General features: G+C 52.2%; 17 protein-coding genes, 1 tRNA gene and 5 pseudogenes. 8 read left to right on the top strand and 15 right to left on the bottom strand.

Features of this window, described 5'->3' with window-relative positions; all coding sequences use genetic code 11:
• Positions 1 to 115: 115 nt before the first annotated feature.
• Together SG26_RS16255 and SG26_RS16250 are read left to right on the top strand one after the other, a co-directional pair.
• The gene (locus SG26_RS16255; RefSeq protein WP_050038138.1) at positions 116 to 493 is read left to right on the top strand and encodes a DUF5820 family protein; all 378 of its coding nucleotides are present in this window, start codon (positions 116 to 118) and stop codon (positions 491 to 493) included.
• 32 nt (positions 494 to 525) lie between these two features.
• A complete protein-coding gene (locus tag SG26_RS16250) occupies positions 526 to 975 on the top strand; it encodes a UPF0179 family protein (protein WP_050038137.1) in 450 nt (149 codons plus the stop codon).
• 24 nt (positions 976 to 999) lie between these two features.
• Here the strand turns inward: SG26_RS16250 and SG26_RS22005 are convergent.
• The 5 genes and pseudogenes from SG26_RS22005 to SG26_RS16235 all read right to left on the bottom strand — a co-directional run.
• Positions 1,000 to 1,241, bottom strand: a pseudogene (locus SG26_RS22005) (acetamidase/formamidase family protein); the annotation flags it as partial.
• Positions 1,218 to 1,624, bottom strand: a pseudogene (locus SG26_RS20805) (IS6 family transposase); the annotation flags it as partial. The pseudogenes SG26_RS20805 and SG26_RS22005, both read right to left, overlap by 24 nt.
• A 37-nt stretch (positions 1,625 to 1,661) precedes the next feature.
• Complete coding sequence (locus SG26_RS20800) at positions 1,662 to 3,188, bottom strand: polysaccharide biosynthesis C-terminal domain-containing protein (protein ID WP_079980836.1); 1,527 nt, start codon at positions 3,186 to 3,188, stop codon at positions 1,662 to 1,664.
• 2 nt (positions 3,189 to 3,190) lie between these two features.
• Positions 3,191 to 4,099 (bottom strand): glycosyltransferase family 2 protein, encoded by a 909-nt coding sequence (locus SG26_RS20795; RefSeq protein ID WP_079980835.1) that lies wholly within the window; start codon positions 4,097 to 4,099, stop codon positions 3,191 to 3,193.
• Positions 4,100 to 4,468: 369 nt separating this feature from the next.
• Positions 4,469 to 5,181, bottom strand: a pseudogene (locus tag SG26_RS16235) (hypothetical protein).
• 191 nt (positions 5,182 to 5,372) lie between these two features.
• Here SG26_RS16235 and SG26_RS20790 point away from each other — a divergent pair.
• The gene (locus tag SG26_RS20790; RefSeq protein WP_218587541.1) at positions 5,373 to 6,518 is read left to right on the top strand and encodes a glycosyltransferase family 4 protein; all 1,146 of its coding nucleotides are present in this window, start codon (positions 5,373 to 5,375) and stop codon (positions 6,516 to 6,518) included.
• Here the strand turns inward: SG26_RS20790 and SG26_RS16230 are convergent.
• The 4 genes from SG26_RS16230 to SG26_RS16215 form a co-directional block, all read right to left on the bottom strand.
• Positions 6,515 to 7,975: a sulfatase gene (locus SG26_RS16230; protein WP_050038135.1), complete on the bottom strand. Its 1,461-nt coding sequence runs from the start codon at positions 7,973 to 7,975 to the stop codon at positions 6,515 to 6,517. The two genes, SG26_RS20790 and SG26_RS16230, sit on opposite strands and share 4 nt — an antisense overlap.
• 64 nt (positions 7,976 to 8,039) lie before the next feature.
• Positions 8,040 to 9,173: a glycosyltransferase family 4 protein gene (locus SG26_RS20785; RefSeq protein WP_079980833.1), complete on the bottom strand. Its 1,134-nt coding sequence runs from the start codon at positions 9,171 to 9,173 to the stop codon at positions 8,040 to 8,042.
• Positions 9,174 to 9,522: 349 nt separating this feature from the next.
• A complete protein-coding gene (locus tag SG26_RS16220; protein WP_394298899.1) occupies positions 9,523 to 11,319 on the bottom strand; it encodes a DUF6541 family protein in 1,797 nt (598 codons plus the stop codon).
• A gap of 596 nt (positions 11,320 to 11,915) precedes the next feature.
• Positions 11,916 to 13,133, bottom strand: coding sequence for a Cdc6/Cdc18 family protein (locus SG26_RS16215; RefSeq protein WP_050038133.1), 1,218 nt, complete (start codon positions 13,131 to 13,133; stop codon positions 11,916 to 11,918).
• Between the two features lie 1,351 nt (positions 13,134 to 14,484).
• On the opposite strand from SG26_RS16215, the gene SG26_RS16210 reads away from it, so the two are divergent.
• Positions 14,485 to 15,072: a hypothetical protein gene (locus tag SG26_RS16210; RefSeq protein ID WP_050007777.1), complete on the top strand. Its 588-nt coding sequence runs from the start codon at positions 14,485 to 14,487 to the stop codon at positions 15,070 to 15,072.
• A 711-nt stretch (positions 15,073 to 15,783) separates the two neighbouring features.
• On the opposite strand, the gene SG26_RS16205 is transcribed toward SG26_RS16210, so the two are convergent.
• Positions 15,784 to 16,023, bottom strand: coding sequence for an antitoxin VapB family protein (locus tag SG26_RS16205; protein ID WP_050007776.1), 240 nt, complete (start codon positions 16,021 to 16,023; stop codon positions 15,784 to 15,786).
• A gap of 369 nt (positions 16,024 to 16,392) precedes the next feature.
• Between SG26_RS16205 and SG26_RS16200 the strand changes: the two genes are divergently transcribed.
• Both SG26_RS16200 and SG26_RS16195 read left to right on the top strand, forming a co-directional pair.
• Positions 16,393 to 16,914 carry a metal-dependent hydrolase gene (locus SG26_RS16200; protein WP_050038132.1) on the top strand — a complete coding sequence of 174 codons (522 nt, stop codon included), beginning with the start codon at positions 16,393 to 16,395 and terminating at the stop codon, positions 16,912 to 16,914.
• Positions 16,915 to 16,972: 58 nt separating this feature from the next.
• Positions 16,973 to 17,740 (top strand): hypothetical protein, encoded by a 768-nt coding sequence (locus SG26_RS16195; RefSeq protein WP_175055158.1) that lies wholly within the window; start codon positions 16,973 to 16,975, stop codon positions 17,738 to 17,740.
• 52 nt (positions 17,741 to 17,792) lie between these two features.
• Here the strand turns inward: SG26_RS16195 and SG26_RS16190 are convergent, their stop codons facing one another.
• The 5 genes and pseudogenes from SG26_RS16190 to SG26_RS16175 all read right to left on the bottom strand — a co-directional run bounded on the left by SG26_RS16190 (position 17,793) and on the right by SG26_RS16175 (position 20,690).
• A complete protein-coding gene (locus SG26_RS16190; RefSeq protein WP_050038131.1) occupies positions 17,793 to 18,359 on the bottom strand; it encodes a hypothetical protein in 567 nt (188 codons plus the stop codon).
• A gap of 211 nt (positions 18,360 to 18,570) precedes the next feature.
• Positions 18,571 to 19,056, bottom strand: a complete 486-nt coding sequence (locus SG26_RS16185; RefSeq protein ID WP_050038130.1) for a YbaK/EbsC family protein — start codon at positions 19,054 to 19,056, stop codon at positions 18,571 to 18,573.
• 57 nt (positions 19,057 to 19,113) lie between these two features.
• Positions 19,114 to 19,227: pseudogene (locus tag SG26_RS21200) on the bottom strand (IS200/IS605 family transposase); the annotation flags it as partial.
• A 147-nt stretch (positions 19,228 to 19,374) separates the two neighbouring features.
• Positions 19,375 to 20,163: a succinylglutamate desuccinylase/aspartoacylase family protein gene (locus SG26_RS16180; protein WP_014040470.1), complete on the bottom strand. Its 789-nt coding sequence runs from the start codon at positions 20,161 to 20,163 to the stop codon at positions 19,375 to 19,377.
• Between the two features lie 45 nt (positions 20,164 to 20,208).
• Positions 20,209 to 20,690: pseudogene (locus tag SG26_RS16175) on the bottom strand (DUF309 domain-containing protein).
• Positions 20,691 to 20,896: 206 nt separating this feature from the next.
• Here SG26_RS16175 and SG26_RS16170 point away from each other — a divergent pair.
• Positions 20,897 to 20,980: transfer RNA gene (locus tag SG26_RS16170), tRNA-Leu, on the top strand.
• Positions 20,981 to 21,498: 518 nt separating this feature from the next.
• The gene (locus tag SG26_RS16165) at positions 21,499 to 22,776 is read left to right on the top strand and encodes a hypothetical protein (protein WP_050038301.1); all 1,278 of its coding nucleotides are present in this window, start codon (positions 21,499 to 21,501) and stop codon (positions 22,774 to 22,776) included.
• Positions 22,777 to 22,964 lie beyond the last annotated feature (188 nt).

Genomic DNA, 22,964 nt, shown 5'->3' with positions numbered 1-22,964 from the left:
ATATTGTGGCTTGACGTATCGACGTTGCCGCCGTCAGCACGAGTGTCGGTATCCGGGCCCGGCGGATTTCGGGACGGACCAGCGGATTCTTGCCGGTCCACGCCAATTCGACGGTATGGACCTGTCGGCCCTTCCCGAAGACTGGACGGTGTGGAACGAGACCGACGACAAGCTCATCCTCGCGTACCGCCCGGACATCTTCGACTCTGAGCAGTTTCCAGCGCCGTGCCTGCCGACTATTTACCTCACGCGCGGGAAACGGACCCGCCGCCCCGGCGCTGACCGGACCGGAGAAAGCTGGTACGTCACCTTTTATCTTGAGCCCGAAGTCGAGCGCGACGCCGACTCCTACGAACGCCGCGACACTGCCGTTGAGGGCGCTGTCGCACTCGCTACTCGGTTCGCCGACGGCGAGCTGGACTACCGCTCGCTGTATCAGGTCCCCCGCGAGGCGTATCTGGACAAACTGGACGAGCTGACCGGGCGGTCATGACGCTTTACCGTGGCGACACTCTATAACCCAGTATGACTACTGTCACGCTCGTCGGGACGCGCCTCGCCGAGGCCGGCGAGGAGTTCGTCTACCGCGGCGAAGCCAGCGGCTGTGAGGGCTGTCCCTACCGCGACCAATGTCTCAATCTGACGACGGGGAACCGATACCGGATCACCAACGTCCGCCAGAGCGGGCAAACGCTAGACTGTGCCGTGCATGAAAACGGCGTTCGGGCCGTCGAGGTTGAGCCCGCACCGATTCAGGCCAACGTCCCCTCGAAGGGTGCGTACGCTGGGAGTAAGGCGTCGCTGCCGGGCCCCTGTCCGCACACCGAATGTCCCAGCCACCCCTACTGTGAGCCTGCTGGGGCTGAGTTTGATGAGGAATATCGGATATCCGAGATTGTTGGTGACCCGCCGCATGACTACTGTATGCTAGATCGTGATTTGACGCTGGTGGAGCTGGAAGCGCCCGGAGAATAGAGCAACTACCCCATCTTATGGCCCTTACTGCGTTTGGACGGCATCGCCGAGGCCGCGATCCTCTAATATATCAAGCGGGGAGAGCATATCGAACTGGACGACACCGGGGAGCCGACCGATCTGGACGCCGCCGGTAAAGGTACAGCGCGCCCGGACCTCGCCCGGTCGAAGGCGTTCTGCGTGGCGTCGTTGACTGTCGCACCTGAGCCGACCACCTGGATCGGTGCCATGTTTTCCTGCACGTCGACGTCGTGTTTCTCAGAGAGTTCGGTGAGAGATGCATGGACGAGAACCTTCGTTGTAGTCGGTCTATGCTTCGTATGGAGCAATTTGTTCGTTTGTGGATCGACAGCGGCGTACAGCCAATATCTCTCACCGTTGAGTTGGATCACAGTTTCGTCAACCGCAACGTGATCCGGTGTCTGTCCATATTTGGGCTGTAAATCTGCTTTGTAAACCCAATTATAGACAGTTGATCGAGCGCGTTGGACACCGAATACCTCAAGAACTGAGACAGTATTCGAAAGTGACAGTCCAGCCAATGCAATTGAATACTCAGCTTCATCAGCAGTCGCGGTGTCGCTTCTCCCTCCACAAAATCTAAGTCGATTTGGTCGAGACTACCACCGAGGCCGGCGTTTTTGGGCATAGACACTTCAAAACCGCCGTGCCTCACTCTTCAATCCTTATCTGAACACTACGGAAATATTTTTAGTAACATTTACTTTTCTAATTATTAATCGGATATATCTACTGATTGGGGTGGGAAACCTATCAGTTATCTCAAAAATCTCGCTCGCAGAAATACTGCCAATGTTGAGTGCGACTATACTGTACAAAATGAATCCGATTGGCGGAACAACAATGAGACTATATGGGTTTGGTAGTAGCCATGCTGTACCAAAAATCACTGGAGCAGATACGGCAATCGTAGTCGTGGTCTTGGCTAATCTAAGATCAGAGATTGGGTCGAATCCGATCTTTTGACACGCACTAAGATGTAAAAATAACATCGAACTATAACTGATACTTGTCGCAATTGCTGCTCCATTCATCCCATACCGTGGAATAAGTATAATATTCAATACTATATTTAGTCCTGCAGCCAAACCCGTAGCAGCGATTAATAACCGAAAATCGCCTTTCGCCTGACCAATTCCCATAATTGGACGCGTAATCGAAAATCCGAAAGTCCCTGGAAGAAGAATCAGTAAGGGAGTCACAGTGGGTGCGAATTCTGCGCCATAATATAGGGGAATAAAATCCCTTGCAAGCGCTGCCAACCCCATCATTAGCAACGCCGTCAGTAGTACATTGTAGCGTGTCAATTTAGATGACAGCTCCGATATTCTCTTACGCTGATCGTTGTTCCATAGATCCGCTACCGAGTGCAACAATAGTTTCTGTAATGACATTGGTGCGAACCATAGGAATTCGGCAATTACCAATGCCGCTCGATAATATCCAGTCTGATCCTCTGGAGCTAATGTTTCTACGAGCATAACATCTACATGATAAAGCGAATAGAGGAACAAAATGAGTATGAAGCTCATAAAATTAAATGATATAAGATCTTTACGTGGGATGTTACGTTGGAGCGTAAATATAGACTTAATCAAATCAATCCTTTTCGATAAACTAATTAAACCCATAAGAACTAAAATCATTGTTCCTGTGATGTGTCCAATGAGGACCCCGTTGACTCCATAATTAAAATGTACAAGTGCGATTGCAGCCACCCCAAATACCAGTTTATTCAGAACATTCAGTGACTCACTTATGTGCTCTAGACTAAGGCCCATCAAGCCACCTCTAACAACTGACCGCAACTGTCGAGCAAGCAGCAAGAGAATTGAAATATACAAATAAAATTCAAACTCCGGACCCAAGAGCCTGCTCACTACACCACTTGCTGCAAGTAATGCTAAGCCGACAGACACAATTATACCGATTCCAGATGCCAACTTAAGATAGAAGCCAAATACATTGGCTTCCCAGTCTGGTCTATCGTGGGTCTCAGCGATATACTTACGGGTGCCATCAAATATTCCAGCATTTGTGATAATTGTGGTGATTGATATAAATGATAATACAAATGCGTAGTCACCATAATGGCCCTGCCCTAGCATTCGGACCAATAATGGTGTAATTAATAACCCGAGTAAAAGTGAGGAAAATTTACCAGTTAAGATTGATATGAATCCTCGTAGCATTTTCAGCGATCAGTGTTAATTATATCACCGCAACTTTTGACAGTTTTATATCCTGGTCGGCCCAGTAAAGAACCCAAAAATTGTCCGATAAGGACCGCATCTACGTTTTCCTCGTAGTATATTGTCTTTGCGAAACTAAGTATGGCTTCGAAAGACCATACATCGTTGTATATATAATCAATGCCACGCCGCCTATATGCATTGGCAAGCGCGCGATCACGGAGATGCTTGTTATTTTCATAGAGGTGTTCAAAGTCGTTGATGATGCTAAGCAAAGCATCAGAATATTCTAGCCCTTCTGATAATTTGTTACCAAGGTCTTTTTTCACTACCAAGCACTCATCAACAAAGTCACATTCGCCGTGAGCTGATGCCCGTATTTTAAACGGCATATCAGTCGCAGCGGGGTATGAATTAAATGGGGAGAGTTCTCTCATTAGGGGGCCATCAAACAGTAGCGTTGAGGTGTGGGCTGGTTCAACATCAAATTGTAAGATTAAATCCAATATATCGCCCCTTGCATTCTTATCTGGACAAAGAAAATTATTTTTTTGATCTTTCAGTCCACAGTACACGACTGTAGCTGAAGTATTTGATTCCATTACCGACACCTGTTTTTCAATTTTTGTGGGGCGTAATATGTCATCATCATCAAAGAGCTGTATGTATTCTCCCTGCGTTGCGTCAATTCCAATAGATCGTGATTTATTAACCCCTATATTACCATCATTTGGTATGTAGGTTAAATCAAACTCTTCAACAACGGGAGCTGCATGCTTCTCTCCTGAATCATCTACGACGATAATTTCTATATTGTCGTACGATTGTGACTTGACGGATTCAATTGCCTCCCTGAGCCCATCATTGCGATAATATGTGGTAATAACGACTGAGACTAGTTTCTCATCCATTACAAGATGAATTTACCTTGATACAATTAGCTCTTATTATTCGACAATTATTTATCATTCATTCCTCCTAGGAAATCTTCCTCAGCCAGCAAGTTGGCGAGCTTAGTTTTCTTTAATCGAGCGCTTCATGGCCCCAATATGCTGTTTTATTCAGACTCTTCTACTGTGGGTAATGATCTCAAATAGAGTTTCACACCGCAAACCTCTATGTATGATCTTTATCATATACAACTTCAATACTATGTTAGGCATAACCTCGAAGAATAATAAAACATCGCTCTAGCACTGCTTGTTCGATTCAGCAGATTGTAAGTGATCCAACTGAAATTCTTGTACAATTTAATTTAATGAGGGGTGTCGTAGAAGATTTCACACCGTGATCACGGTCTTTTCTGGATTGTCTCCGGTTCGTAGTTGGTGATTACGACGACGAGGCGAAGGCACAGTGCAAGAAACACTTGCACTCGTGCGTGGACGCAGTCTCGGGTGAGCACACACTATAGGCCGCAGTCATTCAACGATTCGTTAGCTCGTTTGACTCCCGTGCGGCGGTTGTACGTTTGTCTAACGTCGATTGTTCGGCCGAGACGATCATGCAGCCGTATCTGTGGTAGTACTCTTCAGTCGTTGGTTCGTACACTTCGGCGCGTCTTGATCGGCGGGTATCGCACTCATATCTGCTGAATCGGTGCAGTAGGTCAAGTCGAGCAGGCCGCGGCGGGCGGCCTGCTCAATGAAGTGGTCCAAGACTTCGTCGACGACGTATCCAAGATCAGTGAGGAAGCGATCGACCGCGTTTCTTGACGGTGGTCGATCGAAGCCACGGCTCATCCAAACGGACGTGTTCCGAAACTCGCGTTCAACGGGACGAATGCCGTAATATCGTGGTAGTAGCAATGGAGAAACCACGCATCATCTCTGGTGGCTCATGCTCTCGTGTTCCCCTGTCTCCGCCAGGGTGAACACGTCTAACTCTTCGAAAACCAGAAGGAGAGATGCTCAAACAACGCTAGCGTCTCTGACCCCACGACATTGAAGAACGTCTCTACCGAAAAATCATCTAACAGGGCCGCTGAGCTCATTCCACCTCAGCGTTCACCCTGCTCTCTGGTGCGATAACCGTTCTATGACACCCTCTTAGCGACTCTACTACATTTGAGATGCTTTGGTCACCTTATGCTGCGACATTTCAGTTATGATGTTGTTTAACGTGTTAACATTTCACTTCTTACTTCATTACGGTTTTATATATCTGGTTGAGTTATATCCGAGTGTGAATGCCGAATTCTCCCCTAAAATTCTAATTCGTTCAGCTCGATCACTTCACCAACCTCCTGCCGGCGGTGCAGGCCGCTTGATGTGTAACATTGCGAGGTCATTGGGCAGCACGAACTGGGAGGTCAACATTCTTTGTCCACAACCTGAAGAGGAGGTCCCGACGACAGAGTTAGGTCAAAATTGTACTTACCATTCATTTCCCTACTCAAACCCAAAAACGGCATCCGAACGTCTATTCGGCTCGGTGAGGGGAATGAATAAATTCCGTTCACTTATACAGGCTGAAGATCCAGACATTATTCTGGATGACATTTCTCATATTCCCTACTATCCTGCACATTTCTTTTCAAAAAACTCAATAAATTCGATTTTTATGCACACGGCATTTTTTAACTCCGCTTGGGAATTTAACGGTCCTATAAAGGGTTCTGTCGTAAATATTATTGACCGGTTGTTACCGTATATGAACGACCCAGAACTGATCTGTGCTAGCAGGAGCACAAAGCAGAGAATGAAACAAAAAACTAGATACAACGATGGGTATATATTGAACCCTTGTATCAATATCTCCGAGTTCCAATATCAGTTTGACTCAAAATCAAAACGACTTCTATATTTGGGACGTCTCACACCTCGTAAAAATGTCTCTTGTCTTATAAATGCCTGGGCTCAAATCGAACCTAAATACAAGAATTATACACTATCTATCGCTGGAACTGGAAATCAAGAAGAATCTCTAAAGCAATTGGCTGAGGATCTAAATCTTGAGAATATTGAGTTTCATGGATATGTTGGCAAAGAGAAAAAACAAAGCCTTTACCGCGAGTCACTGTTATTTATTGTTCCTTCACTCATGGAAGGATATATGACGACAGGACTTGAGGCTTTAGCATCTGGTACGCCAGTTGTCGGGTCCGATACATATGGAATCCGAGACTATATCAACGTAGATTCAAATGGATTCTTATTTGAGACGAATAACGAACAGCAATTAGCAGAAATATTGGATAGCGCCCTATCTGACCCAAAAACACTACAGCCGCTAGCAGAGAATGGGAGGAGGCTGGCGGAAAAGCATTCATTTGAAAAGTTCAAAAAAAAGTCCAATAAGGTATTTGAAAATTTGTTACGGAAGAATTAAATATATCCCAAATCTTCTAACCTTTCTTGAGCATCCTCATCGATATTTTCGTTTGACGTCGTTTCTATTGCGTCAAATGAACTAATCCACGTATCAAGTGTGGAGCACATCTCATCAACCACGTCTGGTTTATATGCCGATAAATCGTCCTTTTCATCTTGATCTTTCACAATATCATATAGTTCCGTAGACCCATCTGACCCACGTATTAATTTATATTGCTTATTACGTATCGTTTTGAGCGATCTATCATACATATCCATACAGTTGTTCGGGTCACCAACCCGTTTCTCGATGGATTCGCGTGAAGGCTGGGGTGTAATATATTCCGCGATTACATGGTCTCTGTCTTGTTCAAAGATAGGTTTTCCTTGAGTCTGATTGCTAAACGAACTGCTCCCAATACCTATCTCTGAGAGTAAGGTTGGTGCTATATCTGTGAGCTGTACAAGATCGTCAATACTGCCTTGATCAGTGAACGAACCGCCATGTGCTACAAGTGGAACGTGTAGAAGAGAATCGTATAAACAGTATTGATGATCCATTAGGCCGTGGTCACCTATGTTTTCTCCATGATCTCCAAGAATCATAAGAACGGTATTATCCCATTCACCTATAGACTTTAAATGGCCGACTAGGGCACCTATCTTGGAGTCTACGTACGCAATCTCAGCGGCATACAGGCATTTAAGGATCTCAAACTCAGGCCCTGTAAGCGAAAGCTGGCCGGTTACATACTTCCAAGGGTTTTGTGGGACCTCTATTGCGTCCTCATAGCTGACATCATCTGGAAGGAACTGCTCTGCTAACTCACGTTTAGGTGCATATTCTAAATGAGGCTCAAGATAGTTTATGAACATAAAGAACGGCTCTTGTTTTGAATGTGAGTCAATCCACTCTGTAATCCATTCGGTAGTTTTCCGAGCTCCCTCATCATCTAGTTCACCAAAACGAAGCTTAGCATATAATGCGTTGAGAACGTTTTTAAATACATTTCCATTAAGCATCTCTCTCATAATAGCCTTCCACATATCTCGCCCGTTATTCATCAGGCCAGCCCTCCCTAAGTCTGTCTCAGATTGAATATATTGCCACCCCTTATAGAAATCATCAAATCCCCTCCCAAATCCAAAAGATTCGCTAATCCACGCGTTATTTGAAGCGCCAACTGTGGCATAACCCGCCTCCGAAAAAACCTCTGCGAGAGTCGTACTCTCATCTGGCAACTGTTTTGATCCGGCATGGGCCCCATGCTTCGACGGATACTGTCCCGTAAAGAGGGACCCATGAGAAGGTAATGTCCACGGAGCTGCACTAAACGCATTCGTGAATTTGGTTCCAGACTCTGCAAGAGAATTGATTTCTGGCGCGACTTCTACCCCATTTTTTTGCCCATGAACGAAATCATACCTCGCTGTATCCATTACAATCAGAATAACATTATTTGCTTGTTCCATCGTTGAGAGGTGCTTTGTGTCGGTGGGTAATATGTTTACCCAATACTACGAAACCAATCGAGATTTAATATAGAGTGGAATAAACGTTCATGACTTTTTTGGCCCGTCGTTTCCACGTCAGATTTTCAGCAACGTACCTACGTGCGTTTCGCGACAGTTGTTTTCGCAACTCATTATTTTTAAACAATATACTGATTTCGCGTTCAATTTCATCTGGCCTTCCGGGCTCAAGTAAAACGCCGGACTCGCCATCTGTAACGACTTCGGGAACACCTGCGATTTCCGTAACAACGGGAGGAACTCCCGATGCCATCGCTTCTAGCATCGTGAGTGGTAGTCCTTCGGAGTAAGAAGGCCGACAAAACACGCTAGCAATATCATACATCTCTGAGATGTCCTCGACGAAATTATAAACCGTCACCGACTCGGATATGCCCTCTGCTTGAATCATCTCGTGAACATTCTCTTCCATGGGCCCACTCCCCACGATGTGTATTGTTGCATCTGGATGTGTCTCAAGCAACCCTGGAAGTGCACTCAATAGGTCCTGAATGCCGTTGTTGCGAACAAGTCGCCCGATGTATAGTAGTGATTTTTTCTCAGTAGGAACCGGAGAGAACTCTTTTATATCGACTGCGTTCCGAATTACTTCTGTTCGATCCGCTCCGAGCGACTGGGTGATTAACTCGGCAGCAGCACTGACGCAGATCACTTGGTCGCTTTGAGAGACAATGAATCGACTAATAGTCTGTTCAAACACTCTCGCTGCCGCTCCTCCAACCCCCGAGATCATCCCGATATCTCCTAAATGAACCGTCGTCACTAGTTTGTAGTTTGCTCGCACTGAGTAGGCAGCGGCCAGTGCTGATGTATAAAAGAATCTGTTATGTGTGTGTACTATATCCGGCTGAAAGTCCCGAAGGACGTGTCCAAACTCACGCAATGCGGACACAGACAACATACTCTGTAAACCGACTTTATTGGTAAGATCAACTCCGGAAGACGTATAAAAAGAAATGTCAGGGATATCTGCCAAGTCGAATTCACCAGTCCCGTCATCAAGTGTGAATACACCAACACTGAATCCGTGATCAACTAGATGGAGTGCCAACTTTTGTACAACCTGTTCAACTCCGCCATCACTCGGTGGTAAATGGTCAGAACATAGCAAAACCCGATCCCCAGATCTCTGTTCCATACCAACCGGGTAGACGTTACAACTCAAAAGGGTATCTCTTTAAGATATAGAGAATATAGTGTCAGTCTATACCTCATATGGATCGTTTCACTCATTTCTTCTGTACACAGCCCCTGTCCATCTTTCCAAGCATATACCAATAGGACAATCGAATTGATAGATTCGCGTCATTTGGCGAAGGCCACAATTGTCTATAGCGGCCGAAGCGCGGTAATCCACGATTATAAGCACTACAAAGTCCCATTAGATAAATTATAATTGGTACCACAGGTATATCGGTAGCTCCTATCAAGGCTGGCCATTTGGCTAGCGCTCTTCACTCGTACAAGTTGGATACACAATTTCCCCATCAGCGGACCCACCATATCCATGAACCACCATTGTCGTACACTTGCCGGGCCCTATTATCACTTCTAAGCCTTGACATTTCCTCATCGGAGATGTATTTCACGTACTGGTGTCGGTTGGGGGGTTCAACAGCAACCCAGTCCTGGTTTCGCTCTGAGATGACGATGTACCCTCGTCCATCAAACAGACTTGAGACGGACTTATTCGTCGTATACCCGAGATCGTCCGGGAGCCCACTGTTGGGTCTTAGCTGGTGGAACGGACGCTCCGTCCAGGGAATATTTGAAGCACGCTGCGTTCCGATGGTGTACTCTGATGCGATCGCCGACACCCGAAGCGACCGTGTGTTGAGGTCGTAGTTTGCGTAGGTCATGTGATGGTTTACCCCTTCAAATTCGGCCTGGGTGGCGTGACGCCGCTCATCATAGACGTTGAAGACTGCAAGACTGCCTGCTGTGATGACGACCAACACAAGTGCGCTTGTTGCAACGGAGTTGAGTAACACGCCGCTGCGTAAGTTGTCGTTGTGTGTATGTAGCACTGCCATCCCGAGGCCAATCAGAAGAATTGCCCCGAAAAGTGTCAGTTGGTTCATGCGGTAAAATTCGGTAATTATTGCGCGGAACATCACGAATATTACACCGATAGTGCCGCCAGTGACATAGATGGCACAAGCCACCACTTCGCCGGACTTGATATCTCGGCCGTGAAACAGCGTGTATCCGAACCACAGTGCGATAACGCCTCCTGCTGCGAGATATAAAATAAGGGTTCCGAACTCACCAATGGCGTAGCGCCGGATGATTTGCCAAGTCGTGTAGCCTGAGGCTCCTGCCTCACCAGCCCTTGCTGCTGCACCCGGAGAGGCCGCCACGAGTGACAGAGCTGTCTGGCGAGCCAATCGACTAAATGTCGGCATCGCAAAATACCAAGCCACAAGAGGGATTGCGATCAAGAGTCCCCATGTCACACGATACTGGCGCTCGATCTCAACGGTGCGCCAATTATATGCTGTGACGGCGATGAGCCCACATCCGAGCACGACTCCCGCGAGGGCGGCCGACATCGGGTGGATAAACACAATACCGAATAATAATACAGCCGCACAGAGTGTCGCTGAGACTGTGTTTGACCCAGCCAATTGGCCTTTCCGCAGAGATTCGGCGACAAACAGCGTGATGGGCAACAGTGCGAACGCAATAAACCACGGCATCAGATGCTGCATATACTTTCCTAGCACGAGCGGAACCGCTGCAATGAATACGCACTGTCCGGCGGGCTTTCCGCCAAGGGCGCGTCCGAACACCGCACAGCCGGCGACGAAAACTCCTGTAACAAGGTACATCACGATCGGCTGGAGCGCCTCAACCGGTAACCCTGTGATGAGGGCGGTCTGTGCGACGATGAAATGCGTCCCGGGATACATATTCGATGCCGGACTCGCTCCGGTTGACATGATATACTCAGCGTATGAAAAATGCATCAGGGCGTCAGCCCGAGAGAACGACCAGAATTTGAACCCAGTTGCCTGTGGCAGGAAGTATAGCACGCCATATGTGGCTCCTATGATCAGAGCACCGCGAGCGAACAGTGGCCGCCGCTGGGCAAATGTTCCACGGACGAGAAGGCCAAGACCGCCAACAAGTGCCAACACTAGTCCAGCCCAAACCCAAATTGGGACGAAATCATAGAAACTCGGTGTATACCCTGCTGATTTTGTAGTGCCGACTGCCCCAATCGCAGCGGCACTAATCCCTACTGTGCTCGCTGCTGTTAATCCCCGATCCAGTTGGTACACATCCTCCTGTCAGTTATCAACCTAGTTAATATTTCTCATGCCGATTATTGAGACTGTTTACGTCTCTAATTCAGTTCTCAGCGGCTTCTCAGATTACACCGATAGCTGAATTTCTGTTGTGGGTGTTTTTCAGACACATTCTCTCGCCATTTGGGTAGCGAAAAATAACGGTATCGCTTTGGGATAAGTCAAGAGCAATTGAAATGGTCAGATTTACACTCTCATTCGTCCCTAAGTTTGTTATTGAATTGGCTCTTTCAATTATTTGTCCATCTATTGGGAAAGTGTTCTAGCAGACGGGGATATAATTTGGTGTCTGGATCTAATTCAGGCCGGGAAGCGGGAGAAACCAGGGTCACACAAGATATCTTGGACCAGGGGGAAATTATGAATGAAGTCAGGCCCGTCGCTCCATTCCATATGTTCCACACATTGACGGTTGGCGGCGCATCGAAGAGCCATGCACCGACTTGTGTTACGTCGGCCGCGAACGCATTGTGATCCCTGGTCCCGTCCTGTCGCCGGTACGGCTAACGACTAACCCAGCGCACCGTGACCGAAGCCGACCCACACACCTCGTAACGAGTGAAACATCGTCATGGGTCCCCGCCCGTCGCTGAGCCATCTATAGCCTGAATGACGACCTCTTGATCCCGAAGCAGTCGATGCTCAAGGTAGCTCCCTTCACCCTGTCCACCCCCCGTGTGATTCGATTCAGTCACCCCGAGAAACGATTGTTCTTTCAGCAGCCGGTACACGCGATCTTCGGAGAGCGGGTCTGCCCCAGCCTGCTCAGCGACTTTCACGTAGAGCGTGTAGATCTGATGGGTTCGGAAGGCCTCCTGCGCGGGGTTGTCGACGGTAAGTAGCGCCAGCGCTCGGAGGATGTATTTCACATGCGGCGTCGTCCCACGCACGAGTTTCTCGAAGCGGTTCACCTCCGCTCGTTGGACGGCGTCATCGACGTGCGAGACTGTGACTGTCTCCGTCCCCTGTTTCTCAGCGAGACGACCAGCTTCGTATAGCGTATCGATCGCTTTCCGTGCATCCCCGTGTTCTTTGGCTGAGAGGGCAGCGACCTTTGGGATCACATCGTGCTCCAACACGTCCGGTTCGAAGGCATCCGTCCGGTTGTCCAAGATTGCTCGTAACTGACCAGCATCGTAGGGGTCAAAGACGAGTTCGTTCTCCTGCAGACTTGAGTCGATGCGTTCGCTCAAGCGCTCGCGATATTCGATCTTGTTACTGATGCAGATGGCGCCGACGTGTGTCTCTGCTTTCCCGCTCTCGCGAGCCCGAGAGAGGCTGCGTAACAGTTCATCATCGTCTAACTTGTCGATTTCATCGAGAATGACGACCAGTGAGTTAATGTTGTACTCCTCAAGTAGGTCCCAGGTGATGTCACGGTAGTCGGTGGCTCCGATCCCGACACGCGGGACGTCGATATCTGCGTCGAGGCTCGCCACTAGTTTGCGTGCCATCTCCCGGCTTGCCTTTGCGTCGGTCTGATAATCGGAGCAGTCGACGTACGCCTGCTGAAACGAGATATCGTTTGCCTGTGCCTCGAAGTGAGCCTCACGAGACACACACCTCGCAACGAGTGACTTTCCGGTTCCGGTCTTGCCGTATATGATCGTACTCTCCGGTGGGCCGCCGACCGTTGCTGGACCGAGTGCTTGCCCGATAGCGCTGACTTCGTCGTCCCGCCCAACGACTCGCTCCAGATCGGGGACGTGGCCGACGCGTACCAGTTCCCTGTTAGCAAATATTCCGCCGGTTTTGAAGATATTATCATCTTCATCTGAGTCTGACATTATTTACTCTATCAAATCCGTCCCTGTATGATAAGTGTAGCGACCAAGCAACGAGTGAAGTTTAGTAAAAACCGTCTAAAACCATTTTAGTAGCTTTTCACATAAATTTATATATGTCTGTGTGGGGTGTCACACACCCTCTACCGAGTGTAATCGCCTACTGCCCACACTAGGCTACTTGAAGTCACGCGCGGGAAGGCATGCAGTCCACGATGGACTATATCTAGATCGGAGTCCCTTACCCTCATTTCACCACTGGCGCAGCGTCTACTTACAGTAAACGCCGAACGACTGGCCGAGAATACACAGCTTACGTTCGGTTCATGATCCGCTCATGACGAGTATCTCTCTGTCAACGACGATCAGCGGTCAGTACACTCGGTACTTGGTGCGTGCCTGCGAGATCCATTTGTGGACTATTATAAAACGCAGTCGGGTTGCATATTCGATGCAACCCGCAACTTCGCGGCTTTTGTCTCAGTCCGCTTTTCGTCCCGAAACCCGCTTACTTGCCGCTCATCAGAGACGCTGTGGAGATCCGATCTTTCACTCGGTGTGGGGTGTGTCTGAGACGAGAATCTATCGGACAGACAATGACAACCAGCCAGTACACTCGGTATCAGGTGTGTCCGGGACAAGCTTTCCGCCAGTCAGGCAGGACCAGCACACCTGTACCAACGGCAGATCAACCCCAAAGCACCACCCACGGCAGCAGCCGCGTAGTCCATATGAGAGCTCACGAGGGAAGCGATACGACAGTCCGGACACGAGCGATTCGAGCGCGGTACGACGTCATTCACCACCGGGCGGTGACAGGTGCACTCTTCCCTCGGTGGATGCAAGGTTACCTACACGAGCTCGCCATGCTGGGAATCACCAGTTGGGTTGAGTAGGATACAGACGACGTTGGAGGACGGTACTACGAGTACGCTCTTGCTGCGAATCCACTCCCTGTATCGAGACAATCAGCAAAACGGTAGGCCACATGGGTATCTTCAAGGAAGTACAACAGCGTCTTGATCGGAGTCACTGAGCTGTCCTCGATACGAGGTCGTCCAACTGCTACAAAAGACACTGGACATGTGGTAGCAGGAACAGGCTTCTGGTCGCCATGTGTCATACGGACCGTTATCGCTTTTCGAGCCAGTATGTGATTGCAACGTACTGCTCCGGTTGTCCCTATAGTAACAATTGAAACGATGTACACAGATCACACTGCCATCGTGCGATCAGGTGTACATTGATTTGCAATGGCTACTATAGCTGTTCATAACCCACGGCTGACTCGTACACGGAGACGCTTGACGCCTTATTGATTAGGTGTTAGTAAGTGGAAAGAGTAACACTAACCATGCACCAGCGGTGGTCAGACTTCGCACCAGAACTCGAATCCGGTGAATCGGACCGCGTCAACGACGTTATTGACGATATTAGCGATATGAGTCTCAGCGAGCGGAGCGAACTCTTCAACAGCTGCTTCGACGAGGTAGTCCAACTGTATGAGGCGGCCGACGATGGATACGTCCGGCAGTCAGTTGTCCGCGTCGCAGACCAGCTTGTACCTGGACTTCCGATCGTAGCGGCACTCGACAATGACGACCGATCTATCGCTATCGACGAAGCAACTTTCCAAGACCAGACAGATGCACTGTGTGGCTTTCTACTAGAGGCGCTCACGGACGACGATGGCCGTGTTAGACAAGCGGCCAAGCGTGGCTTGAAAGACGTGTTTCGAACCTACGACGCGCTTGACGATGAGGAGACACTGGAAGCGCTTGTCATCGAACTTGACGATATGGCAGGGGAAACGTCGGGGACGCAGGCGAAGCACCTCCGTGAAGCGAAAGAAGACGCCAAATTCTCGCTTCAGTCGGGCGTCGCGCGTCTCGTCGAGGGATTCGAAGAGGAGTTCGGCGGTTCGATTCAGAAGGACACGTAACTCCTCAGTTCAATTCCTGTGCCCAGAGACACACTTGACACCCAGTTAGACGCTCAGATGTCTACAAAGATAGCTGCTGAAGCATAGCCCTGCCTCACGAAGTTGAGAACTGAACTAACTCCGAATCGGGTGTGTGTCTCAACGGTCAATGGATATCCCTGGTGCTATCGAGCTAGTTCCAGCCATCAGATCGGGTATATTTGCTACCAGAACACTCCGGAAATCTGGTGTTCGAACCTGCGCTTGTTGACCATCACGACTGTACTGAGCAAGTCCCCCGACCTCAACCAGCCAGGGCTTTCTGTCTCTCTGCGGCCGTCGTTCGAAATCTAAACACATCCTCAGTACGGCGAGACGCGAACAGGCGTCCGAGCAAATTCACCGGCATTGCGCGTGACGACTGGTTCATCACGGCCAACAGCAATCCCCGCGATCATTGCCTCGACAGCACCAATCTGTTCCCCGGAGCGAGCAAGATCACGTTGAACGTCCACGGCACGACGCGCAGCTTCGCTATCGTATGGCACTAACGGACTGTCGTCGAGAATCTCATCGAACTGTTGGCCAGTCGTTGTCGTTGGGTCGATACCGATCCCGACGTCGGTATAGACTAGGGTTGGACAACAAGTAGTTCATCGGAGATCTCATCGAGTTTTGCAACTGCTCCGGCGTCCTCAGCGAGTAAATCAGTCAAAAAGCATACATCGAGAATCACTGTTCAATCTGGCTCTCATCGTTGATGCGTCTATCGACATCATCACGGAATGAGCGGGATTTCTCTTGAATCTGCGCTACTTCGTCATCTTCTGCCAACCCGACCAATCCATACAGTGGATGTTCCTCTTCGGTAAGGATACGATCAATAACGTCGCTAAAGCTCTCACCTTCGCCTTTCTTACGACGCAACCGCTCGTATGTTTCCTCTTTGAGACTGATTGTTTTACTCGGCATCTGTGTCTGACTTTCTGTGTATCTATTTATTTGGGCGACTGTGTACTGTCGTGGAGTTGGCTGAGGGACCTGATATCCTGCAACAAGGTTGTGATTGCAGTACTACGCTACGTCGAGTGTCCCGGGTTCAGATACCAATACAGAGGACATTCGAGACACTCGACGAGACGGCGACTGGGTAGGAGAGCGATAGAGTACCGCTTCCCACGAGGCCCGTATGAATCAATTGGAAAGCACTCGACACGGTGGGGAATCACTACAGCGGGCGCACTGGCTGTTCGTTAATAGAATGCCATGTGACACGCAGTCTTCCCTCCCACACAAGGTATTTCCTCCCACATCAACGTAGCACTACTACCGAGTCAGAGAATGGTCCTCCCAATCGAACATTTCATCATCGCCCTCCTTCCCGTCGCAGTATACGCCCTCCTCCGCGATCGACAGCTCCCAACGCTTCACTTACTGGCAGTGACGTTCTTCGGCAGCCAGTTCCCGGATCTCATCGACAAGCCACTGGCGTACGAACTCCAATTGATCCCCTCCGGGCGGGTATTTATGCACTCGCTTCCGTTCGCGATTCCGCTCTCGATTGCCGTCGTCGCATACGCGGTCCGAACGGATCGGACTAGACTTGGGGCGGCGTTTGCCTTCGCCCATCTCTCACATCTGGTGGCCGATAACCGACAGCTCCTTCGCCCGGACCCGTACGTGTCGTCGGACTTGCTCTGGCCGCTCCAGCCGCCCGTTGTGCGCCCGGCGGTCCCACAGTGGGTCGGCGAGGGTGCAGTAAATCTCCACCTCTGGACCGGGTTTTCGGTGCTCGTTCTCGCACTGGCGGCGTATATTCTAGTAATGGACCTGCAGACCCAACTTGACTTCAGATTGTTTTGAGGGGTATCACAAGTCGGATCCATGACGTTTTAGACCGACGGGCGAACGACGGTATTGTATGCGACGATTGGTCCTCGCCGTCTGCTTCGTTGCCCTCTTCGCTGGGTGTGGCACATTCGTGGGAGATAGTCCGCCGCCGAGCGACGAACGAGCCGTCGCGGCCGTCGAGGAGGCGAACAGCACTGTCGCCACCGTCAAAGCGTACCGATTCGGAATGGATATGCACGTAACTGCGTCGGATGGTGAGCAGTCACGGACCGTGAGAGTCGACGGTGAGGGTGCGGTGAACGTCTCGGAAAAACGGATGCAGGCGACGACACGGATGCAAGACCAGACGGTCGAGTCCTTCGTCGATGGGTACAAAGCGTACCAGGGCTGTCAGGAACCCTGGGACGGCTACGGCGTCGAGAACGTTTCGCGCTCCGAGCCGTGGGCAACCGCGACACCGCTCCATCGGCAAGTACTGCTCTTCGAACGCTCGAACGTCTACTGGCGGGGCAACGAGACGCTCGACGGCAACCGGACTGTCCTCGTCACGGCGTCCCCGAGCGCCGAGACCATCGAGTCACTGATGAATCGCCGACAGGCTGGCGACATGGCGCTCAACCGCGGCTCGCTTGAGAACGCGACGGCGCGACTCTGGCTCGACCCGGAAACAAACAGGCCAGTAAAATCGGAACTCCGACTACAAATCTCACAGCGAGGCGCGACCGCAACCGCGACAATTACGCTCAGGTACACTGACTTCGACGAACCGACCAAAATCTCGGTACCACCGGAGGTGTACGACGACCCCTACGAACTCGGCTGTCCCGGTGCCAGCTGACCCACTCGTCAGCAACAGAGAGAAACCGCTGAACGGTGGGCGAGAAACTCGCTCAGTCCGTCCAGTCCTCGTACAGCCCGCGGCCGACGACACCGAGGCCGACGAGCGTTATGAGGTTGAGGAGGAGGCCACCGACGACCGGAATTGCGAACGGGACGGCCAGTAACAGTCCGCCAGCGACGCCATCTGTTGCGCTCACGGTCCCGTCATCGCCGATAACCGAGTTCCCGACCCAGACGGCAGTAATGCCGGTACCGATGATACCCAGGATGCCGATGAGAAGCAGCCCGGGGATCGAGATCAGAGCGCCGATAACCGTCAGCGCGAGTATCACCAGCCCGATGGGGAGGAAAATGCCGACGAGAACTCCCCAGCCGATTGCGCCGCCGAGGTCGTCCTGAATCTCCCGCACGGCGTTAGTCGTATACTTCGGGCCGATAGCGGCGGCTGCAGCACCTAATACTGCAAGAATGACGAACCCGACACCGAATCGGAGAACGACTTCGAGCGCCGGGCTAAGACTCCCACCCGAGGCTGTAGGCTGTGCTGTTGCGACCCCGGAGAGTCCGAGTACGGCGAGTAGACTCCCGAGACTACTAACGGCTTGCTTGGAGGGCATAGTAGCGTCTTCTCGGTTTCATCTGCGGTTGTAAACCTCTTCTGTATGTTCGCGATCTGTCATCGCAGCTGGCGATACAACCGCTCCTGCTGTGTTTCGTCCGTCTGTCGGCTGTTTCCCCGGGTACTGACCGGCCGGTTCCGCGGCCAGTACTCGACCCCCGGTCTGAGTGCCAACAAGCCTGAAACGACGGATGGTCGCACCGTCGGCGCTACTCTGTGAGGTCGACGACGTCGGCGTCGGCGAGGTCCACCAACCGGTCCGGTTCGACCGCAAACACCGCGCTCGGCGTGCCGGCGGCAGCGTGAACAACGTCGTAGTGGGTCAGTGTCGGGTCGACCGTGGTCGGGAGGGCCGTATCGTGACAGATCGGGGGGACGCCGCCGATGCTCCAGCCGACGACGCTCCGAATGTCGCCCGGGTCGGCCATCGACGCGGTTTCTGCACCGTAGTGGTTCGCGACCGCGTCACGGTCAAGACGGTTCGCACCGCTCGTGATTGCGGCGACGAGGTCACCGTCGCGATTGCTGCCTGCAAGTGCGACGACGATGGTCGATGCGATGGCGGCCGTCTCGCAGCCGATGGCCTCGGCCGCCGCTGCGGCTGTTTCCGTTCCCGACTCGAATTCCGAGACATCGAGGTCAACCCCGTATCGGTCACGGGCCCGGTCCGCAAATTCCGAAGCGCGTTCGTGCATACCTCTTCTGTACACCTCTCTCTGTAAAAACGGGGACGAAGACGAACAGGACGATAGCTCAATCGTATCGGTCGAAACGTCGCCTGCCGTCCTAACGTAGCACGATTCCTCCCAGAATCAACCGCCCCACAAATACCTCTGCAAGAACGGTTCGTGCTGTTCCCGCATCTCTCATGCTGTGAGGACGAGCTACTCGATCCGGTGCTTTCGGGCGACTCGGACAAGATCGAGTACACCTCGTACGAAGTCGTCGCCCAGAATGATGACTAATCCGACGGTGAAGTCACGACCGGACCGGAACCCCGCGGCAAACCCGTCTCAGTCAAGCATCCCGATCTGATCCGCGGTAAAGCCGAACACGTCCTCGTAGCCGTAGGCTGAGAGCAACACCGGGTGGAAGGCCTCCTCCGCGACGACAGTTTCGTCGTCGGCTGCTGCCACAGGGTCACCCTCTGGCACCGGCTCGAAGTTCCGGACGAACACCTCGTACTGTTCTGCTGCTGCCTTCGGAATCGGCTCGCCAAGCTGGAACACTGGGAGTGACGTCTCCCGTTGTTGAGGTGACTCCGCGGTGACTCCAGTGGCAGCGAGGAACTCCCGGATGACCTGCTCCGCGTTCTCGGCGGCTTCCGCGGAGCCCTGATAGCCACATTCGACTTCGACGACTGAGTCTACCGTCGCGAACAATCGTCCCTCGTTTGCGCCTTTCGTCTGAACGACGGCGTCCACGGAGAGGGCGCTACAGAGTGCCTCCATTTCCGGTGTGAGGTCGTCGACGAGGGCGAACATTCCGTCGTAGGACTGTGTGGAGTGCAGCGAAAGCACGGTGCAATCGTGGAGTTCTGCGGCGAGAGCCGCGGCCAGCCGTGTCTCGTGGGACTCGCTGTCAGCGTCGCCTGGGAACGATCGGTTGAGGTCCGTATCGAGATATCGCTTGTTTGCGTCGAGGGCGGCCTCGTTCGCGATGATGAACTTGACCGGTCGCTCGACCTCCGGTGGGTCGGCAAGGACGGCTTCGATGCCGTCCCGACCGCACGGTTCGTCGCCGTGGATGCTTCCCACGACGGCCACCTCCGGAACCCCGTCTCCCAGTTGCTCGATTCGCATCTGTCCGTGCTAACGCTTCCAGCCTTTAGAATTATCCGGATTCGGTCAATGTTCGAGCGACTCAGCGAACTCGATGTCCTCCGGGCGACACGTCGGATACTCGCCGTCGAGACGGATCTGCCAGCCCTGGAGCGCTGACGGGTCCGACAGCGCATTCGTCACCGTCGTCCGCACATCTAGCAGGTCGACGCCGTAGTAGTCGTTGGGGACGCCACGGAAGTACTGCAGCGATGTGCGAAACAGCGATCGCATCCCGTCGTCGTCCTCGAAGTCGAAGTGCTTGTACGCGCCGGCGGCGACCTGCACCATCCCGTGGAGGAACTTGCTCTCCGTGTTCCCGCGGCCGTAGTTGTACCATTCGTCTTCGAAACAGTCGTGTGATTCGTGGAACTCCCCGGAGTTGTACAGACGGACGCCGTGGACGACGGCCCGCCTGAGCGTCTCGTGTTCCCATTGACCGTCGGTTCGCCAGCCCGAAGGGTTCCCGTCGGGGCCTCGACGGTCGGGTCGCGCGTGTGGTCGTCCATGCCTACGCTACTTGTTCACGGTGGGTCAAACCACCGGTTCTATCGGCGACAGTCGCCATTGGAACGCAATGCCCACCTGATCGCGCGGCGGCAGTGCGGCCAGTACGCAAACGCTTTCAATTACTGACATACTGTCCCACCGGCCTTGAGTCGCTTCCGTACGACATTTATACCGTACCGCCATGTGTACCGAATGCACTACGCGTGCGAGGGTAGCCAAGCCAGGAAACGGCGGCGGACTCAAGATCCGCTCCCGTAGGGGTCCAAGGGTTCAAATCCCTTCCCTCGCACTGTTGGACCGACGCGGTCCCTCGCAAACAGTGAGCGGCCCTCGTCACGGTCGCGAGTACGCCATCGACCCCGATGGTGTCTCGCTGTGAAGACGACGGCCGACCGGTGCCGGAAGACTCGCACGGAGCGATCTTCCCTCGCAATTCTCCGAACCGATCTGCTAGAGACGTGTCTCAGCGATGTGGCACCCTGTGACACCAGCCCGATGAAGCTGGCTCTCCCGTGAATTGCCCCAGATCAGTTCAGTAAGTACCGCTCTAAACGCGGACTACAGTTACTGAGGCATTATTTAGACTCTTTTAGCATCGGTTAGTTACCATCTTATTTGTGAATATATATCAAAAACTAATAAATACAGGAAAACAATCAATTATACCTCAGTTCATGTACTATCTCGGCCCAGAAAGCTTCTAAAGGCCTCAGAATAGTATCACTGCACAAGAAATATACCACAGTCTTCAGTAATGTTTCAGTAATGGTAAAAACACCAATAATAACGCCGGCTGTCATCTTCGTCATGGCAGTCGCGTTGGTACTCGCTGGTCCGTTATCAGTGACGACCACTGTTGGGGCAACCCCCGTCGCTGAGAGCCAGTCGCTCTCGGTGACCGAAAACGTCGACGTGTGGGACCGGTCCCCGCTCACGCTCCGAACGACGTCAGAAGGGCCGACCACGATAGTGGCACCGCGGACGTTCCTCAACGTCGAATCAGCTGCGACTGGCGACTTGCCGCTCAACAAGCGGACGATGACGATCCACGAGCGCAACGAGTCAATAAACATGTCCTTCGAACCCAGAATCGGTGCCGGAACGAGGGCACTCGCCGGCGACGAGGCGCAACTGCTGGCTGTCAAGTTGGATGAAGCACCGACTACGGCAGGGGCAAACGCCAGTAACATCTCCCGCGCTTCCCTCGAAGATGTCTTCGCAAATAACTCGGACACTACGTCGTCGGAGCTACTCGATGACGCGGAAGACGTCGGCACGATAGACGAGGATGGCGAACTGCAGGCGTCCTACACCCCCGAATCGGGCGGCGCATACGGCTTCGTTCTGGTGACTGTCGACGAGGGCGATGAAGGGCTATCGGTATCGGACGGTAACGTCTCCGTCAACGGGAACGTGACCGTCGTCGGTGTCGAACAGGCCGTGGTGCAGGACAACGTCTCGAACGTCGAGCGGACCCAGAACCCGGTCAACCCCGGCGACAACGTCACGCTGGCTGTCGACACTGAGATGGAAGACGAAAACGCCACCCACGCGGTCCTGCTGGTCCGACAGGGCGTACTCCAGCGGCAGTCGAGCACGGTGACTGTGTCGGGCGAACTGAACGAGAGCTTCTCGGCTGACCAGATCACCGTCGAGAATTCTTTCGATAACATCAGCGGTGTTGGGACGGTTGAGAGCAACACTGGACTGGGGAGTTTCACCCTCTCCGAGAACCAGTCGATACCTGCAATCGGGTTGCAGGGGCTGTTCGGAACGGTGGTTTCCGAGGCCGAATCGGACGCTAGCGGGGACGTTATCCATGCCTCTGCAACGATTGTCAGCGGTGACGCTGACGCCAACGTGACGGTCCAGACCCTGGATTCTTGGCCAAACGGTGCGTATCAGTACGTCCACGTCGCAGTCGGTAACGAAACCGGGACCCTCAACTCGGATACCGGCACGGTGGCAGTGAGTCCGGGCGGCGGCCCTGATAACGGTGGTGGCCCGGGCAACGGTGGCGGTCCCCCGGACAACGCTGGCGGACCGAGTGATGCTGGGGACGACGACGAAGAGGACGGAGAGTAACTGATCGGGCGGCCTTTACTGGTGGTGTCCACCGAACACAGCACCTCTTTGTGCGCCGACGTGTGCAGATTCTACTCGATGACACGGCCGACTGTTGGCCGATTGCTGTTAAACCCGGGTCCGCTGTCGAGCATTTACTATAAGGAATCCATCAACTCGGGAACCTGTCATGAATGCGAATAGGTAAT

It is taken from the genome of Haloarcula sp. CBA1115 (assembly GCF_000827835.1).
In the GTDB taxonomy this organism is placed as follows: domain Archaea; phylum Halobacteriota; class Halobacteria; order Halobacteriales; family Haloarculaceae; genus Haloarcula; species Haloarcula hispanica.
Note: the sequence above shows the minus strand (reverse complement) of the source record. Positions and strands in the feature narration are given on the sequence as shown.

Bases quoted from the DNA above. Each gene is read 5' to 3' on its own strand.
- SG26_RS16255 (WP_050038138.1), top strand. From the start codon at position 116: ATGGACCTGTCGGCCCTTCCCGAAGACTGGACGGTGTGGAACGAGACC.
- SG26_RS16250 (WP_050038137.1), top strand. From the start codon at position 526: ATGACTACTGTCACGCTCGTCGGGACGCGCCTCGCCGAGGCCGGCGAG.
- SG26_RS20800 (WP_079980836.1), bottom strand. From the start codon at position 3,188: ATGCTACGAGGATTCATATCAATCTTAACTGGTAAATTTTCCTCACTT.
- SG26_RS20795 (WP_079980835.1), bottom strand. From the start codon at position 4,099: ATGGATGAGAAACTAGTCTCAGTCGTTATTACCACATATTATCGCAAT.
- SG26_RS16230 (WP_050038135.1), bottom strand. From the start codon at position 7,975: ATGGAACAAGCAAATAATGTTATTCTGATTGTAATGGATACAGCGAGG.
- SG26_RS20785 (WP_079980833.1), bottom strand. From the start codon at position 9,173: ATGGAACAGAGATCTGGGGATCGGGTTTTGCTATGTTCTGACCATTTA.
- SG26_RS16215 (WP_050038133.1), bottom strand. From the start codon at position 13,133: ATGTCAGACTCAGATGAAGATGATAATATCTTCAAAACCGGCGGAATA.
- SG26_RS16210 (WP_050007777.1), top strand. From the start codon at position 14,485: ATGCACCAGCGGTGGTCAGACTTCGCACCAGAACTCGAATCCGGTGAA.
- SG26_RS16205 (WP_050007776.1), bottom strand. From the start codon at position 16,023: ATGCCGAGTAAAACAATCAGTCTCAAAGAGGAAACATACGAGCGGTTG.
- SG26_RS16200 (WP_050038132.1), top strand. From the start codon at position 16,393: ATGGTCCTCCCAATCGAACATTTCATCATCGCCCTCCTTCCCGTCGCA.
- SG26_RS16195 (WP_175055158.1), top strand. From the start codon at position 16,973: ATGCGACGATTGGTCCTCGCCGTCTGCTTCGTTGCCCTCTTCGCTGGG.
- SG26_RS16190 (WP_050038131.1), bottom strand. From the start codon at position 18,359: ATGCCCTCCAAGCAAGCCGTTAGTAGTCTCGGGAGTCTACTCGCCGTA.
- SG26_RS16185 (WP_050038130.1), bottom strand. From the start codon at position 19,056: ATGCACGAACGCGCTTCGGAATTTGCGGACCGGGCCCGTGACCGATAC.
- SG26_RS16180 (WP_014040470.1), bottom strand. From the start codon at position 20,163: ATGCGAATCGAGCAACTGGGAGACGGGGTTCCGGAGGTGGCCGTCGTG.
- SG26_RS16165 (WP_050038301.1), top strand. From the start codon at position 21,499: ATGGCAGTCGCGTTGGTACTCGCTGGTCCGTTATCAGTGACGACCACT.